Origin of the sequence: Microcoleus sp. N3A4, assembly GCF_036701805.1 — a bacterium.
GTDB lineage: Bacteria > Cyanobacteriota > Cyanobacteriia > Cyanobacteriales > Microcoleaceae > Microcoleus.
Window position 1 is genome coordinate 1 of record NZ_JAUBRJ010000083.1, and the last position, 16,606, is coordinate 16,606.

Sequence of the window (16,606 nt, forward strand, 5' to 3'; positions counted from 1 at the left end):
ATATTTGGTAGGTACTCAATAATCATTCTCCAATATACCAGGTTCTGCTAACATACAATTTAGATGCGTTCGCCCTGGCTGAAGTTCCCGCACTTCCTGGGTGCATTACCGAAGGAGATACTATGGATGAAGTGATGGCTAATTTAAAAGATGCGATTGAAGGTTGGCTCGATGTTGCTAATAGTCGCGTAGCCTCGATCTTTACCCCACTCTATCCAAGCTGATGCCATCTGTTTTACCCTTCCCCTTTGTTCCGGTTTAATAGGATTTTCACCCGTAATTTCATTCAATGCAGCTAACCAGTAAAGGGGATTTTTTTTCAGTTCCGATAGCAACAGCGGTACGACTTGAGAACCCATATTAATAATTTCCTGATATGCAGGATGCTGAGACATTTGAGCTGTCGAAGACATTCCCCCAACTTCACTCTGCCATTCCGTAGCAAGAGTATAAAATTTGTCAATTACCTCGATCGCAATTTCAGCATTTTGATTGCAAATATCTCGATCGGTAGTTGCTGCGGGATTTTCTCGTTGCGCGATCGAGCTTTCAATGTTCATCAAGACTAATTCTTCGATCGATACATTCATCTGGGCAGCAACTTTTTGTAGCTTCAGCATCAGCAGGTCTGAAATGGCGATCGAGATGGTGTTCATCTGACTTACAAAATTGGATGATGTCTTAAGTGTACCAAATAAATTATCGATTTCGGGCAGTTCACCCGCCGATTTGAGACATTGTGCGGCTGTAATTTCCTTGAGTAGTTCCCGAATCTCGCTGTTTGAAATTAATCTCCGGTTTAATATTCAATATCTGCTGCACTCGATCGCGCAATTCGCCTGTAGACACCCCATCCCGTAAAGCAGTTTTTAAGTCAATTTGACCCGTTTCGTTCAGCAGACAAGGCCGCAGCCACCCGTCCGCAGACAAACGCATCCGGTTGCAGCGATCGCAAAAACACTCGGACATTTGACTGATAAATCCTAAAGTGCCTTTCGCCCCCGGAATTTGAAACACATCCGCCGGCCCGTTACCTCGAACTCCCGACTCGGCTAACCCGTATTTGTCGCTAATTTGTTGCCGCAAATCTGCCGATGCTACCCAACCTTTATCGCCAAATAAATCCCCATTGCCGATCGGCATAAACTCAATAAATCGAACGTGCCAATTCCGGTTAATTGTTAACGCAGCCAAATCCAATATTTCGCCGTCATTCACACCGGGAATTACCACAACATTCAGTTTCAGCGGGTCGAATCCTGCTTGATAAGCCGCTTGAATTCCCTCCCAAACCTGCGTCCACCGCGATCGTCCGCGACTGCCAATTATCTTATCGAAAGTCTCCGGTTCCAGCGAATCCAAACTAATATTAATCCGGCGCAAACCAGCATTGTAGAGATTTTCGGCCATTCCGGCGAGCAAAAATCCGTTAGTTGTCATCGATAAATCTCGCGTTTCGGGCATTGAGGCGATCGACCTCACCAATTCCACCACCCCAGGCCGCAGCAGCGGTTCCCCTCCAGTCAAGCGAAACTTGGTAAATCCCACGGGTATGAAAACTTCCCGCAGCAGAGTTAGCAATTCCGAGTGAGTTAACAACTGCTGCTGCAATACATAGTCCAACTCGCTACCTTCCGGCATACAGTAGAGACAGCGGAAGTTGCAGCGGTCTATCAAGCTAATCCGAAGGTAGTCTACGGGGTTCATGTCAATACTTTGCAATATTAGTTAATTATAAATGCTCATTCGATTTTCTGCCATTATCGGCTGTAGAGTAATCTCTAATCTAAAATCTCTAATCTAAAATACAATTGATATCATCCAAAAAGGGATACAAGCCCCCCAGATCCCGCCTGTAGATAAAATCTAAAATCTAAAATCTAAAATACACTTATAGAGAGATACAAGCCCCCAGCTCCCGCCTGTAGAGTAAATCTGATACCAATTTTTTATGAGACCCCGTAGAATCCGATCCCCCCTAACCCCCCCTTAATAAGCCTACCGTGTACACACAAGTTTTTAAGGGCGATGCGAGGGGGATCGAGACTCAACTACAAGCGACATTTATTATGAGTTTCAGTCTTAAGCTGTTACCAATGGGCTTTGCCTGGGAACGAAAATCCGATCTGCGTTCATCTGCGGTTAAATATTCAAAATATTAAGAAAAACTACAATTTGTGTTTTGGTCGCTCAAAATACGCTAGCGTCAAAAGTATTAAATCATACCAAAACCAGAAGTTGCTCGAAAATGCAATAAAAATTAACCTAGAAAAAGTCTAGAAAATGGTATTGAACTGATTGCACCAAGAGCAATGGAAAACAAGTTTTCTGTTGGAGGCAATATGAACGAAAAAGTCCTTGGGGCCACGCGAAACGTTGCAATTGTTGGCCCTTATTTAAGCGGTAAAACCGCACTGTTCGAAAGTTTGCTGTCGGTGACAGGGACAATTTCTCGCAAAGGAAATGTCAAAGATGGCAACACAATAGGTGATAGTTCCCCGGAAGCGCGCGATCGCAAAATGAGCGTAGAAGTAAACGCCGCCACCGCTGAATATGAAGGCGTCCGCTTCACATTTCTCGACTGTCCGGGTTCGGTAGAATTTGCCCAAGAAACTTACAATGCACTCATCGGTGTCGATGCAGCAGTCATTGTTTGCGAACCCGTTGCCGATCGCACTTTAACCCTCGCACCCCTGTTTAAATTCCTCGATGATTGGGAAATTCCCCACCTAGTTTTCATCAACAAGATCGATCGCGCGTGTACAGACGAAACTACTTGCGGTAGCAACTTCACCGACATCCTCAACGCACTCAAATCCGTTTCCAGCAGACCGATCGTACCTCACCAATATCCGATCGGCAAAAACGAACAAATCATCGGTTTTATCGACTTAGTAACCGAACAAGCTTACCACTACCATCCGGGCGCCGCCGCAGATCCCGTCCCGCTTCCAGAACACCTCAAAGCACAAGAAAGCGCAGCGCGGCAGGAAATGCTCGAAGAATTGGCGAATTTTGACGACCATTTACTCGAAGAATTGCTCGAAGAAATCAATCCCGACGCCGAAGAAATTACCCGCGATTTAAAGATGGAATTAGGCGCAGATTTAATTGTGCCAGTATTCATCGGCATCGCCGAACAAGATTTCGGCGATCGGCCTCTGCTGGAAGCTTTGCTGAGGGAAGCGCCGACACCGGAAACGACAGCCGATCGCCGCAGCATTATACAAAGTGAAAACAAAGTTCTGGCTCAAATCCTCAAAACCTATTACACGCCGCAGGGAGGTAAACTATCGTTAGTGAGAATGTGGCGGGGGACGCTGGCAGACGGAGCAAATTTGAACGGCGTTCGAGTTAACGGTTTGTACCGCTTGACCGGCCAGCAAACGCAAAGTTTGCAATCCGCCAGCGCCGGGGAAATTGTGGCTGTGGGAAGGCTAGAAGGCTTGAAAACAGGCGATGTGCTGGGTTCGGAGGAATTATTGCCAAAAGCCGAAATCATCCCGCCTGTCTACGCACTGGCGATCGTCCCAGAAAAGCGCAACGATGAAGTTAAGCTGAGCTCCGCTTTAGCTAAATTGCTAGAAGAAGACCCATCTTTAGTCTGGGAACAGCACGGCGACACTCACGAAGTTATACTTTGGGGTCAAGGCGAAATCCACCTGAAAGTAGCCTTAGACAGGTTGCGCCGCAAGTATAATTTGCCGATGGTAACTCACTTACCGCAAGTGCCGTACAAAGAAACCATCCGCAAACCCGTATCTTCCATCCACGGGCGCTACAAACACCAAAGCGGCGGGCACGGACAGTTTGGCGACGTGTACCTCGACATTCAACCGCAGCCTCGCGGAGAAGGTTTCACCTTTAGCGACAAAATAGTCGGCGGCGTCGTCCCAAAACAGTACATTCCCGGCGTGGAAGTGGGAGTGCGCGAGTATTTGGATCGCGGCCCGCTGGGTTTCCCGGTGGTAGATGTAGCGGTGACGCTGACGAACGGTTCCTACCATTCCGTTGACAGTTCCGAACAAGCTTTCAAGCAAGCGGCGCGTTTGGCGATGCAGGAGGGAATGGCGAAGTGCGAACCGGCATTGCTGGAGCCGATCGCCAAAGTTGAAATTTGCGCTCCGAACGAGTGTACATCAAAGGTGTTGCAGTTGGTCAGCGGACACCGCGGCCAAATTCTCGGCTACGAAGGTAAACAAGACTGGAAGGGATGGGATGCAGTTTCGGCTTATTTGCCGATCGCAGAAATGCAGAATTTGATCGTAGAATTGCGATCGCAGACAATGGGAGTAGGATTTTTTAATTGGGAGTTCGATCGATTGCAAGAAGTGCCGGAACCTTTAGCTAAGCGGGTTTTGCTAACGACTGGCGGCAATGGAAACGGTAACGGTAAAAGTTAGTTAATTGTCTTAAAAAACCCGGTTTCTTGAAGAAACCGGGTTTTTGCACGAGTTGCCATTAAAGTTTATTGGGTTCAATTCCCATTTACCTCACATCTTGCACCATTCTCGCTTAACAGGCAAGATGCCTGTTCCACAAAGAGTGAATTTTCTCGCTTCACAGGCCGGAGAGCCTGTTCATAAAAAGCTTATTGAGAATGGTGCAACATCTCAGATTTACCGGATTATTGAGTTAAGTTACTTAACGCTGAAATAATATTCTCAGCTAGCATTAACCCAGTTCTCGCTTCTCTTTGTAAGTTAAACATAGTATCTTCATAATCAGCTTTATTCCTCATTTTTCTCAAGCGAGTTAAATCTTTACCTATCTCTATCATTGGCTGGGATTTTGATTGATTGTGAATAAATTCTTCAGCTACATATTGATGGTCATTGATATCATAAGTTTTATTGCGCGAGAGTCTGGGATCTTGTTGAATGTCGCGCAAGTAATTCCGTGCTAGGCAAAACACAGAATAGTAAGCTCTACTTACAGCAGAACGCAATTTTGCTTCTTCAGTGGTTCCAGCTAGCTCTTTTGCTAAATTAAAGTATTCCTCCCAATCGAATTTCATTCCCACCCCAAGTCAATGTTTAGTATATTGTTAGGAATGACAAGACTCGCGTCTAGCCACCAAGTGCGATCGAGATTTTTTAACTTTGCAAAAGCTTCATCGACTTCGAGTTTGGTGTAAATGGTAATCCACAGCGATCGCCAGTTGGCAATTTCTGGATCGGTTTTCACTTCCAAGCCTAATCTTTCCGTAGGAAATAGCGCTCGAATGCGATCGTAACCTTCCAGAATCAAAGGTGCGATCGCTTCTTGTTCCATGATGATTTGAAAACTTTCTATAGGGTTTTCAACCGCGTAAAGGCTTTTGATTTTATTAAAAGATGCAATTAAATTGTCAAAGGCTTTAGCTATTTCAGAGGGATTCTCCACTTCTCCTGGCGGCTGAGGAAACGAAGGGCTTAAATTTGCAGCATCCGTGCTGTAAATGCTGTCACTTGTCGGCTGGTATCGTTTGTCTTTTGATTTTGCTTGGTACTGTTCTTTTAAGTCGAGGCGTTCTTTTGTGTAAATTTCGTTCAGAGTGTGGTTTTGTTCGGCTAATTTTTCTAAAGCCAATATCTCAAGACTTATATTCTCTTCCAACTCGCCAAGCTGGACAGATGAATCGAGTTTAGCTAAAGCAGCGCCAAGGGCTTGCAGCCTAATAATATCTCTTTCTTTCATAATAGTCGATGGTTTGGAAGTTAGGGATTAACTTTACCAGTAATTGTGAAACCTGCCCAGTGGTAGAGATCGGCATAAGGAGGTTTGTCAGATTCAATTTTAGCACTATCTCTGCGGATGAGGTTAGCTTCGTCTCTCAAATCTTGACTGCAACCGGAATTGTCTTTCGTTATTTCAGACAATTCCAGATACCAGTTGGATAGTTCGCTGTAAGTAATAGTTCGGAGCCATTTTTGCGCTTCTTTGAGGGCTAGTGCCGGATGCAACTTATTTTGGCAACGCTGTTCGTTGAGAATTTGATAGAATCGAATCATCATTAAAGCGCTAGATATCTCATCAACTATCCAAAGAGTGCTGAGGGCGTAAACAGCACCCGCAGCTAAAAAGCTGCTGGCTAAACCGACAAATTCATCTATCAGTTCTTCTTTTCCTGTTATGCCGGTTTCGCAAGCCGAAAGGCAGACTAGATAATAGCTTTTCAAATCAAATTTGGCGATTTTTTGTGAAGTTAGGGGCTGTTTGTTTTTCAGGATTAGCGCTGACTGGGACGGCTGTTTTGTGTTGTGGTAGGCGTGACCTGTAAAATGGAATATGTCAGCAGCTTGTTGCAGAGCTTCTTTAAGATTGTCTGTGGTAGCTTGTGAACTGGAGATGGTATTGCAGTTAAGGTGAAAATTCGCGATCGCGGGCGCTTCTATTTCAGCAAAAAGTAATGGATCGGGGCTTTCTACCAACAGCAGAGACATTGAAGGTGAGGGTTGTCTGTCTAGTCTGTCTATCCCAGCTTGGATGCTGGGCAGATAAGTGATAGTGAAAAGATTATCTGAGAATAAAAAGTGCAGTGGCAGCAGGTGCAAGTCGCGGTGGGGAATTAAGATTAAGTGTTGGATATTGGTGAGGTGCGTACAAATTTCGGGAATTTTCAGGATGTCAGCGAGTTGTTGCAATTGTGCTGTCATTGACTCGCGCCAGGGATGGGATTCTTTGTTTTGCTGTTTGCTGGTAGTTTTGCCGTAATTTTGATAGTTGAATTTCCAGTTTTTGAGCCATTTTTCTAAACTCAGACTGTTGTCATTTGGGAATAAGTCGCACAGAGGTGTGGAAATAACTTCAAACTTGTCTGGGGTAATGATAAAAACAGTCAGGGAAACTGGGCTGAGATGCCAGTAAATAATCGCGGTTTCGGTGTTGTTTGCCAGTAAGTCTCGGATTTGGGGATAAGTCGGGCTTTCGGTGCGGTTTTGCCAACCTGCGCGCATCCATTGCAGGCAAAAGTTTTTCCTGGCTTCGGCTTTTTCCAGTGCTTTTACCTTGTGGCCAGACTCGACGAGGGTATCGACTTCTAACTGGTAAAGTCCGGCAAATTTGCGCTGGAGCCGCAATTTTATTTCCGGGTGAGTTTCATTGTCTAAAATTAAATTTTCTAAGACGGTAGTAGCTTCGGTAAGGTACTCGTTGGTTTTGAGATCTCCCAAGCTGCGGCAGACGGCAATTAAGCCTTGCATTACTTCTAAATAAGTTTCTGGGATGAGGGGTGATTTCAAGAATTCGCGGGCTTGTTCGTAGCTGGCTTTGGCTTTGTGGAAAAATTCAAAATAACTGGTTGTTTGTTTGCCGTGTTGGTAGTGTGCCTCGCCTTTTTGATGGTGCAATTTGCCGCAAACGAGCCGATAGTCGTGGTTACTGGGCTGATATTTCTGTAAGCCTTCATCCCAGTTTTGAATGGCTTCAGTGTAGCGCCCTGAGAGTAAAAATGCCCAACCTCGATTGAACCAAGCTGGGCCGTATTGATCGCTTGTAATTTCTAAGGCTTTATCGAAGGCTGCGATCGCCTCTGTGTAACAGCCCAAATTTTTTAGGGCAATGCCCCGCCCGTTCCAGGCAGTGTGGTATTTGGGGTGAATTTCTAAGGCTTTCTCGAAGGCTGCGATCGCCTCATTGTTGCGGCCCCAATCATTTAGGGTAGTGCCTAGCCCGTTCCAGGCCTGGTGGCATTTGGGGTGAATTTCTAAGGCTTTCTCGAAGGATGCAATTGCCCAAGAGTAGCGGTCCAAACCATTTAGGGCATTGCCCAGCCCGTTCCAGACAATGTGGGATTTGGGTTCAATTTCTAAGACTTTCCCTAAGACTGCGATCGCCTCGTTGTAGTCGCCCAACCCTCCTAGGCTATTGCCCAGTCCATTCCAGGCTTTGTGGAATTTGGGGTGAATTTCTAAGGCTTTCTCGAAGGCTGTGATCCCCTCTTTATAGCGGCCCAAACAATTTAGGCTAGTGCCCAGACCGTTCCAGGCATCAGGGAATTTGGGGTCAATTTCTAAAACTTTCTCGAAGGCTGCGATCGCCTCTTCATGCTGCCCTAAATTTACTAATTCACACCCTAGATTATACCAATGATCAAGCAAAACCTTCTTGTTGCCAGATTGAAGTGCTATTGCTGTGTAATAATTGGTTGTTGCTTCTTGATAACGACCTAATCTATCTAGCACCTTGCTGCGATTAATCCAAGCTTCGTGGAAGTCAGGCTTAATTTCTATAACTTTGTCATAGCAATCAAGTGCGCTTTCTAAATATCCCAATTCATAGCGATCAACTGCTTGGTAAAATAATGCTTCTACCTCTTGACTCATTTCTATCTTTCCCTTGCCAACAATGGAGTAACAATATTTTCATTTCCAACAGATGAATCATCCGCAGGATTCCGACTCAAACTCTCCCCAGCCAACAATTGCCTGCGGAAATGTCGCTGAATTTGCCGCCACAGATGGAGGATGCTTTGCCAAATTTGTCGGAACATTGGCTGGGTGGGTGATGTGTTGTTGGAGATTGTAGCAGATTTCGGGGTTGAATGTACGTTGCGGTAGGGGCGGGTTTTACGAATAATATATAACGATGACCCACAATCTATAAAAACCCGCCCCACCCACGGTCAATCTGAATGTACATTTCGATTGCTTGTTGGGTTGGGCGGGTTTTCGAGATGGTTTTTTTCCGGCGATTCTGGTTTGTGAAACCCGCCACTACGATCGCACAAATTATACGATCCCCAGCGACGAGACATGATATTAGAGAACTCGATAATTCATCAGTGTATCCGTGTCGTGCCTTCTTCCTTACCCTAAAAAGAAATAATCAAGTAACCATTCAGGAACTTAGCACCAGTAACAGACTTCCCAGTTAGCGCCGGAGGCAGCAAAATATTGCGCCGCTGATCGCCCGCTTCGATCGTCACTTCCGGCCCGGATTGAATCAATTTAATTTCTTTCTTGTCAAACCCAGGCAAAAACAAACTAACTTGACGCTGTGCAATGTTTATGTTAATCGGTTTAGGAGCTTTTGCCGCCTCAGAAAAATCTGGCAAAGCATCAATTAGCGGCTGCCAGTTATTGTCACTGTGCGCCGGAACCGAAACAGCCGTCAAAGGCTCAAAATCGGCAGCAACAGTTTCTGTAACCGATGCTTGATTGACAATGACACCGCCCACAGTCAAACCAACTTGTTGAGAACTTCCCCAAAGATAGCGGGCAGTTGCGATCGCACTTGCATCCCCAGTCGTCACCAAAAAAGCCGCCGTGCGGTTCGGATCTGCCAGCGCTTCCTTACCCTTATCCAAAAGATTATCGACTTGCTTAGTAGATTGAAAAGGATTATCCCCAGACAAATCCACAGTCAACACGGTACTGAAAACCGGCTGAATAAAAGGCGACAAAGCTTTACCCAAATCCGAATCTACCAAAGCTTGACGGAAGCGACGGATATACCAACTCAAAATTTCCGGCATTCCCAGCATCCGCAGCGTATCCATGCCGCCGGTGCCGTCATAAACAATTACATCGTATTGTTTGCTGTTGTCGTATTCCCGAAGTTCGTTCAACGCCAGCGCGCTGTCCATTCCCGGTAACACCCCTAATTCTTGACCGTAAATCTGCTTGAAAAACGGAGTGCGGACATATTGAGCTTCTAGTTGTTTAACTTCGTCCCACCTGCGTTCTAGAAGCGGCGCGCTTTGCACCTGAACTGCTTTCAAATTCGGGGCTATTTCTTGGGGAGTGGAAGTCAGGGGAGTTGCCAGCAGGATGCCCAATGCAGGGCCCGGATCTTGGCCGAGCAGCAGAACTCGCTTGCCTTGAGCCGCATATTTTTTAGCTGTTGCGATCGCGATCGTGCTGCGGCCAGTGCCGCCTTTGCCCAAAAATGTCAAAATCAAAGCCATTTTCTCTTCTCACTGCCAAAGCTTACTCTTTAACATTTAAGCGCAACCTTCAGCCAGAGTGGGGGAGGGGGGAGAGTGGAGGAAGAGGAGAGTCGGCGAGTGGGAGAGTGGGAGAGGGGGAGAGGGGGAGAGGGGGAGAGTAGGAGACGAAAGGAAACACAGTTAAATTCAATCCGTGTATCCGTGTCCGAATCCGTGTCGTGCCCCCTTCCTTCAACATCTGCTAAACGGGTTCTAGCTCATCTTCAAAGAACCAAGTCGCAAAACCGTCAAACTTGACAACCACGCCTACTCCGCTACCGTCAACCATTTTGAATCCGTCAACAGTGCCTACTGGATTCTCCTTTATCTTGCCCACTATATTTGCAGGTATCCGATCTCTGAGACGGCGCACCTTAACTCTCTGACCTACTTCTATTGCCACTGAAATTGTTCTCCTGCTCTATATAACCTATATACAACCGTCCATTTTACAGTTTTGCGTCTACTTCTCAACAGCAACGCCAGCAGGCGATCGCTCGCTATGATTTTCCATCGAAATTTCGACCAACTTTCCCTAAAAGACGGTATTCTAGTCGGAGTTGGTCGATCGTCTTCCCTGATTCGCTTCGGTTTGCCTCATAAAGTTCTACAGGGGCAAGCTCTTCTGAAAACCCGCCACACCACTTAGATAATTATTTTTTATCGCTTCGCAAAGGGAATCTTTTTATTAATTGCCACAACTACAGAATTTCTCCCTAATTAGTCATCCTTCCGGCAGAAGGCAAAAGGCATTCATAAACAGTAATGAATTTTATGTTTGCTATATACAAATCTGCGCTATATAACGTTGACATCGGCGAAAATTCATGCTGTAAAGCACTTTGAGTCAGGTTTGCCAAAATTTCCGAACGTCAGATTTGAGTAAACTGCCATGTTGTAACCGTTTACTCAAATTTGACAATAAAAAGAAGATTTAATGCTAAGATTTAATGCTTAAAAAGTTAATTTTTGCTGCTGTCTTACGGCATAAAAAATGGAACGATTTCCGGATTAAGGGCGTCGGATAGAGGAAATGAAGTCGAGAAACTTCAATATGACAAAATTGAAATGATGAATAAAATTTTTACGTGCTGGCGATCGACCAAAATTCCGCTCCTAAGTTTGTCTTTAGCTGTGTTCGCCTGTCTGCCGTCCTTTCGTGGGACGATCGCCAGTCCGCTCTCTCCATCCCCCAAACAGCCGTCAAACGCTACTAAAATTGTCTCGGTAAATCGACCGCCAGCATTGCCAACAGGCTCAAAAGCTCCAAAAAATCCGGCAACAGTGGCGGCAAATCCATCCCCAGCAGAGACGATAAACGCCCAGGGAACAGCGGGTGGACGATCGCTCGAAATAGCAGAATTTCGCGGTACAGTCAGCTTTAAAGGGCGACCGGCCGTAGTGGGCGATCGGCTGCTTGCCCCCGGAGACGAAATCATCACCGGCCCCGATTCCACAGCCCGTTTAGCGATCGACAACCACACCGGGATCGTGGAAGTTGCCGAAAAAACCGCAGTCAGAATATCCACTTTGTCAAACAGTGCAGGCGGCGAAAAAGACACAGCGATTTTTGTCAGCAGGGGGCGAGTCAGGTTGTCGATCGGCAAAACTGCTGCGACAACTCGCGCAGCCAACACCTCAACAATTATCCCGCCAAACCAAATAGCCGCCCTAAATACCTTCAGCGGACTCGACAAATCCAGTCAAATTGCCCAAAAAACCCGTTCGGCCAAAACCGCCCCTGTCAGGGTTGAAACCCCAGAAGGCGTGGCCGGAGTCCGCGGCACATCCTTTGGCGTCAGCGTCGGCGAAGGCAAAACCGCAGTCGAAACTATTGAAGGTGCAGTCGTAGTATCCGACAGCAACGACTCGGAAGTAGCTGTCAACGGCGGCAACGCCACGACAATTTTCCCTCAAACCTCGCCCGTCGAGCCCTCAGCGAGCCCTCGCCTAGCTAAACTCAAAGTCCGCAGTTTGTTCAGACTCAGCGGCAATATCTATCGCCTCAGCGGTCAAATTAACCCGATCGACATAATTTATGTCAACAACGAAGCGATTAAGATCGATCGAAAGGGCAACTTCAAAATCCAAGGAATTTTACCTCCAAGCCGCCGCCTCAAAATCGTAGTGCGAGGCCCGTCCGTCAGAGAACTGCATTACGAACTCGCAGTTCGCTAAACAACCTATCTACGAGTAATGTACGCGGGCAGTCTCTGAGGATGTGAGTTAGATCGCAAGTCTTATTTGAGTTGATTATTTCCTGTAGGGCGAAGCATTTCGCGGTGAAACTCCGTAAGCTCAGGCGCATCTAAATCTTACAGTCAAGTTTGATGCAATTCTTGTAAGATTTCCTGCTCGCCCAAAAATACAATTGAGATGCCCAACAGATTCGTCAAAATAAAGAAACTTTGCGCCAACCCTTCGCCCTTACGGTATTGTAAAACTTCATGACCAAAAATTTCTTGATGGTACCCGCCACGTGATTTATCCGTGGAATCAATCCAAAATCTCAAATCTCAAATCCTCAAGCCCCCGAATTTATCCGTGGGGTAAATCCAAAATCCAAAATCTAAAATCTAAAATCTAAAATCGAATGACTCGCACTCCTCTCTAAAGTCGGACTCGAATGTCATACCAATTCTCGCCTCCAGAAAGCAACAATGATGAGTGTGAGTTTGTTTACGCTCACTATTCTGCACCGGTGCGTCGCTCAAAGATTGTGGATATTATTTAAGATTTACGGGTGGCGACGCACCCGGAGCGATACTGTTGGATGAATTTTGAAAATTAGTATCAATTATTGCGTCAAATTAATTGCATGAAGTTCAAAGAATGGATCGATCGTCTCAAACACAATCATCTGATCGGCCTGCGCCAATATATAATCACAAATCCTCCCTGGATGACAGGTGCCGTAGCAGGCATAATGTCTGTAGCCATGCTGCAATTGGGAATGTGGAAACCCCTTGAATATTTGGGATACAAAACGCTATTTCAAATTCGAGAATCGGGAATTTTGCCAAATCCCGGATGGGACTCAAGAATTGCGGTAATTGCGATCGAACGGCATTCCTTGCAGGAATACGGTAAATTTCCTTGGCCTCGCAACCGCTACGCCCAACTGCTAGAAGCGCTGAAAAAATCTCCCCCCACAGCCGTTGGTTTTGACATTCTTTTCCTCGATCCGAGTCCGAAAGATGATATTTTAGCCGCTGCGATCGCCGCCAACGGCAAAGTTGTACTCCCTAGAACCATTAAAGAAGAACCCGTAGCATCTTTAAAAGCAGCCGCCGCAGGTGTCGGCCACATCAGCCAGGAAGCCGATAGTGACGGTATTAGCCGCCGGTCAAAAATCTTTCTCAACGGGATTCCTAATTTCGGTTTAGCAATGACTCACAGGTACAATGCTGCTAATCCCCAAGATCCAGTATGGCTCCCACACTCAAAAAATAGGCCGGAAAAAAAAGTCTGGGTTAACTGGCCGGGGAAAACAGAAAATTTACCTACCTATGCTTTTGTTGATGTCGTAGAAGGTAGAATTCCCGCAGATGCTCTGACTAATAAGTTAGTTTTAGTGGGCATAGTTGCTAGCGGTTTCGACCCGATTTCTTCACCTCTCAACAAGACTACGGCTGGGGTTTATTTATATGCAGCGTTGGTTGACAATATGCTCAATCACCGCTTGCTGCTGCGGCTGCCGTTACTCCTAGAAATTTTGTTATTATTGGGTATTGGCCCGCTTACCGCTTTGGTTCTGGGCAACCGAGGTGTAAAAGAGAGAATTGCGATCGCTCTGGGTTTGCCTGTAGTTTGGATTGCGGCTGCTGCTTTGTTATTTGGCTTGTTTTGTTGGTGGGTTCCGATTGCCGCACCTATCGGCACTCTCATTATATCTGGCACTGCTTTGCAACTGCGGGAACAGTACGAAAAGCAGCAGTTGATGAGGTTATTTGAAAAGCACGTCGCTCCGGAGACTGCTCAGCTTATTTGGGAACGCAAAGCTGAGATATTTGAACAGGGAGAACTTGAACCTCAAGAACTTACAGCAACGGTGCTGTTTATGGATATTCGCAGTTTTACTTCGATTTCAGAAAAAATGCGGCCGCGGGATTTGCTCACCTGGTTGAACAATTATTTGGAAGCGATGACTAACTGTATTATGGATCACGGCGGCGTTGTAGATAAATACATCGGTGATGCAATTATGGCAGTTTTTGGAGTGCCTTTTTGCCATACCGAATATCGAGAAATTCAACAAGATGCTTTGAATGCAGTTGCGGCTTGCATTGCGATGCACGAACGGCTGCACCAACTTAATCAGCAGCTTAGAAGCGAACACAAACCTTTAATTAAGTTTGGCATCGGTTTGCATACCGGACAGTTAGTTGCTGGTAGCGTGGGCGGTTCCCGGCGTTTGAATTATTCTGTGATCGGCGATGCAGTCAACGTTGCTGCTAGATTGGAGGCGATGAATAAGGAAATTGTTTCTGACAGTCCTTTTAATTTGTTGGTGACGGGGAGGACTTTTGCTTACGTGCGCGATCGCTACGAAGGCAAAAAAGTAGGATCGATTCAATTGCGCGGCAAAAAAGAACAGACTGTGGTTTATGCTATTTTGGGCGAAAAGCATTAGTCATGGGGATGGGGGATGGGGCATGGGGCATGGGGCATGGGGCATGGGGCATGGGACATTAGTTGATGTAGATTATTAGCGGTGTGGCGGCGGGTTTATAAAGCTTGTTTGTACTGATTAGATATTGTCGTAAAACCCGACCCTACGGAATTATATTGTTTCCCAATGACCAATGACCAATGACCAATGACCAATGACCAATTCCCAATCTAATCAAATACGCTCAACCGCAGAGTTTTAGCTATTTGTTCTAACAGAAATAAGCCACCGACAGAATTTCCCTCTTTATCGAGGGGCGGACTGTAAAAGCCGATCGCACCCTGACCCGGAATTACCGAAAGGATTGCCCCGCTAACTCCCGACTTGGCAGGCAGTCCCAACCGCAGCGCAAAGCGGCCCGATGCTTCATACAAACCGCAAGTAGCCATCAGTGCTTTGACAGTGCGGCAGTTTTCCCCCATTGCTCGATCGCCCCCAACCAAAACCATCCCCAGCTTAGCTAAATCCTCCACAGTTCCCGACAAACAGCAGACGCGATTGTAAGTTTCTAAAGCAATTTTTGCATTTTGAACATAACCAGATTCTACCATTTTCAAGGCGAGATTCCAATTATTTTGATTCGGGTTTTCCTTCACTGAATCGAGCATTAACTCGTCAACAAATAACTGACTGTTTGCCTGTTGATTTAACCACTGGAGCAAATTTTCACAGCGCGCCGCAGCATTTTGACCGGGAATCAAAGACGCTAGGGCGATCGCGCCGCTATTAATCATCGGATTTCTCGGCTTTCCTTGGTCTATTTCGAGTTGAGTTAGGGAATTGAAAGGCAGTTCCGAAGGCTCGCAGCCAACGCAGTCAAAAACCGTTTTTTCGCCCAATTCGCACAGCAAATAAAGCAGCACGAAGGGCTTGACTGCACTCATCAGCGGGAATGTTTGAGCAATGCTGCCCCAGCTCAAAATTTGGCCGTCAATTGCCCGAATTTGCACGGCAAACCTTTGTCTGTCTGCTCGCGCAAGGAGAGGTATGTACGCGGGAATTTGACCGGATTTACTGCGATTTATGGCCTCTGTTGCCCATGCGGCCAGTTGTTCTGGTTGCAGGGAAGATAGTTTGCTGGTGGATATTTTCACTCTCGATTATTTTAGATCGTTTGAGATTTTAGATGGGCATTCCGGGCGCGATATTGAGCCATAAACCCGATTTATTAATCGAATTGCGTCACATGGACTCTTTGCTGGCAGAAACCGGGTTTCTTAGGGGAGATAAACCAAGCTCGAACTTCAGGCTATTGACGTTTGGGCCCGCCGGGAGCAAATAAATTTTAGGACTAAAACCAACTGTCACAAATAGGGGTGAATTTTTAGGTATGTAGTTGCGCTTCAGCGCTCTTTCCTCAGCGGAGCAAATAAATTTTAGGACTAAAACCAACTGTCACAAATCGGTGTGAATTTTTAGGTATGTAGTTGCGCTTCAGAGCTCTTTCCTCAGCGGAGAAAATAAATTTTAGGACTAAAGCCAACTGTCACAAATCGGGGTGAATTTTTAGGTATGTAGTTGCGCTGAAGCGCTCTTAAGCTGTCGCGCATTTAAATTGCACGTACTCGGCGGGCGGGACGCCCAACCCCTACTCCCCACAACAGTTTGATTGTTTTTTTGACAGACAATTTAAATGCCGCAACAGGTTAGCTGAGGAAAGAGCGCCCAAGCGCAACTACATACCTTTGTTTTTTTGACAGACAATTTAAATGCCGCAACAGGTTAGCTGAGGAAAGAGCGCCCAAGCGCAACTACATACCTTTGTTTAACGATGCCCGTTGGCCTTAGTCCTAAATTTTTTGACAATTTTTCATAAAAAACCTCTACTTTGCATAAAAATCTCCCCTTCACCCCGATATATAAGTAGCAGCTTCAAGGCAACGCGGCTACCCAAAACAAACAAGCACTAGCTGGAAATGCCTTCAGATGCTTATGTTTAAGCCTCAGCAAGGGGCGGGGTGCATATTTAACTTAATTCTTTCAGAGTTCGCGCAATCCTATCCGGAAACCCCCCGAACCTTTAA

At 46.1% G+C, this 16,606-nt stretch carries 15 protein-coding genes; 5 read left to right on the top strand and 10 right to left on the bottom strand.

Going from position 1 to position 16,606, the window contains the following annotated elements; genetic code table 11:
* Positions 1–32 precede the first annotated feature (32 nt).
* On the top strand, positions 33–224 hold the full coding sequence (locus tag QUA56_RS31405; protein WP_333366386.1) for a type II toxin-antitoxin system HicB family antitoxin: 192 nt from the start codon (positions 33–35) through the stop codon (positions 222–224).
* Here the strand turns inward: QUA56_RS31405 and QUA56_RS31410 are convergent.
* Together QUA56_RS31410 and moaA are read right to left on the bottom strand one after the other, a co-directional pair.
* Positions 144–656, bottom strand: a complete 513-nt coding sequence (locus tag QUA56_RS31410) for a hypothetical protein (protein ID WP_333366321.1) — start codon at positions 654–656, stop codon at positions 144–146. The two genes, QUA56_RS31405 and QUA56_RS31410, sit on opposite strands and share 81 nt — an antisense overlap.
* Before the next feature lie 61 nt (positions 657–717).
* Positions 718–1,707 carry a GTP 3',8-cyclase MoaA gene (moaA, locus tag QUA56_RS31415; protein ID WP_333366323.1) on the bottom strand — a complete coding sequence of 330 codons (990 nt, stop codon included), beginning with the start codon at positions 1,705–1,707 and terminating at the stop codon, positions 718–720.
* Between the two features lie 635 nt (positions 1,708–2,342).
* Between moaA and QUA56_RS31420 the strand changes: the two genes are divergently transcribed.
* Complete coding sequence (locus QUA56_RS31420; RefSeq protein WP_333366327.1) at positions 2,343–4,403, top strand: elongation factor G; 2,061 nt, start codon at positions 2,343–2,345, stop codon at positions 4,401–4,403.
* Positions 4,404–4,627: 224 nt separating this feature from the next.
* On the opposite strand, the gene QUA56_RS31425 is transcribed toward QUA56_RS31420, so the two are convergent.
* From QUA56_RS31425 to petP, 6 genes are all read right to left on the bottom strand, one after another.
* Positions 4,628–5,017, bottom strand: a complete 390-nt coding sequence (locus QUA56_RS31425; RefSeq protein ID WP_333366330.1) for a HEPN domain-containing protein — start codon at positions 5,015–5,017, stop codon at positions 4,628–4,630.
* Positions 5,014–5,679 carry a hypothetical protein gene (locus QUA56_RS31430; RefSeq protein ID WP_333366333.1) on the bottom strand — a complete coding sequence of 222 codons (666 nt, stop codon included), beginning with the start codon at positions 5,677–5,679 and terminating at the stop codon, positions 5,014–5,016. Before QUA56_RS31430 ends, QUA56_RS31425 begins: the two co-directional genes overlap by 4 nt.
* Before the next feature lie 20 nt (positions 5,680–5,699).
* Positions 5,700–8,306 (bottom strand): tetratricopeptide repeat protein, encoded by a 2,607-nt coding sequence (locus QUA56_RS31435; RefSeq protein ID WP_333366334.1) that lies wholly within the window; start codon positions 8,304–8,306, stop codon positions 5,700–5,702.
* A gap of 2 nt (positions 8,307–8,308) precedes the next feature.
* Entirely contained in the window at positions 8,309–8,473 is a 165-nt protein-coding gene (locus QUA56_RS31440; protein WP_333366337.1) for a hypothetical protein, read from the bottom strand.
* A gap of 321 nt (positions 8,474–8,794) precedes the next feature.
* Complete coding sequence (locus QUA56_RS31445) at positions 8,795–9,889, bottom strand: Get3/ArsA fold putative tail anchor-mediating ATPase NosAFP (protein ID WP_333366340.1); 1,095 nt, start codon at positions 9,887–9,889, stop codon at positions 8,795–8,797.
* Positions 9,890–10,112: 223 nt separating this feature from the next.
* Complete coding sequence (gene petP / locus QUA56_RS31450) at positions 10,113–10,313, bottom strand: cytochrome b6f subunit PetP (protein WP_333070922.1); 201 nt, start codon at positions 10,311–10,313, stop codon at positions 10,113–10,115.
* 54 nt (positions 10,314–10,367) lie between these two features.
* Between petP and QUA56_RS31455 the strand changes: the two genes are divergently transcribed.
* Together QUA56_RS31455 and QUA56_RS31460 are read left to right on the top strand one after the other, a co-directional pair.
* Positions 10,368–10,559, top strand: a complete 192-nt coding sequence (locus tag QUA56_RS31455) for a hypothetical protein (protein WP_333366342.1) — start codon at positions 10,368–10,370, stop codon at positions 10,557–10,559.
* 419 nt (positions 10,560–10,978) lie between these two features.
* Positions 10,979–12,088 (top strand): FecR domain-containing protein, encoded by a 1,110-nt coding sequence (locus tag QUA56_RS31460; RefSeq protein ID WP_333366345.1) that lies wholly within the window; start codon positions 10,979–10,981, stop codon positions 12,086–12,088.
* 143 nt (positions 12,089–12,231) lie between these two features.
* Here QUA56_RS31460 and QUA56_RS31465 read toward each other — a convergent pair whose 3' ends face one another.
* The gene (locus tag QUA56_RS31465; protein ID WP_333366348.1) at positions 12,232–12,423 is read right to left on the bottom strand and encodes a hypothetical protein; all 192 of its coding nucleotides are present in this window, start codon (positions 12,421–12,423) and stop codon (positions 12,232–12,234) included.
* A gap of 305 nt (positions 12,424–12,728) precedes the next feature.
* Here QUA56_RS31465 and QUA56_RS31470 point away from each other — a divergent pair, with 305 nt between their 5' ends.
* A complete protein-coding gene (locus QUA56_RS31470; protein WP_333366351.1) occupies positions 12,729–14,543 on the top strand; it encodes an adenylate/guanylate cyclase domain-containing protein in 1,815 nt (604 codons plus the stop codon).
* A gap of 209 nt (positions 14,544–14,752) precedes the next feature.
* On the opposite strand, the gene glsA is transcribed toward QUA56_RS31470, so the two are convergent.
* Positions 14,753–15,676: a glutaminase A gene (gene glsA / locus QUA56_RS31475; protein ID WP_333366353.1), complete on the bottom strand. Its 924-nt coding sequence runs from the start codon at positions 15,674–15,676 to the stop codon at positions 14,753–14,755.
* Positions 15,677–16,606 lie beyond the last annotated feature (930 nt).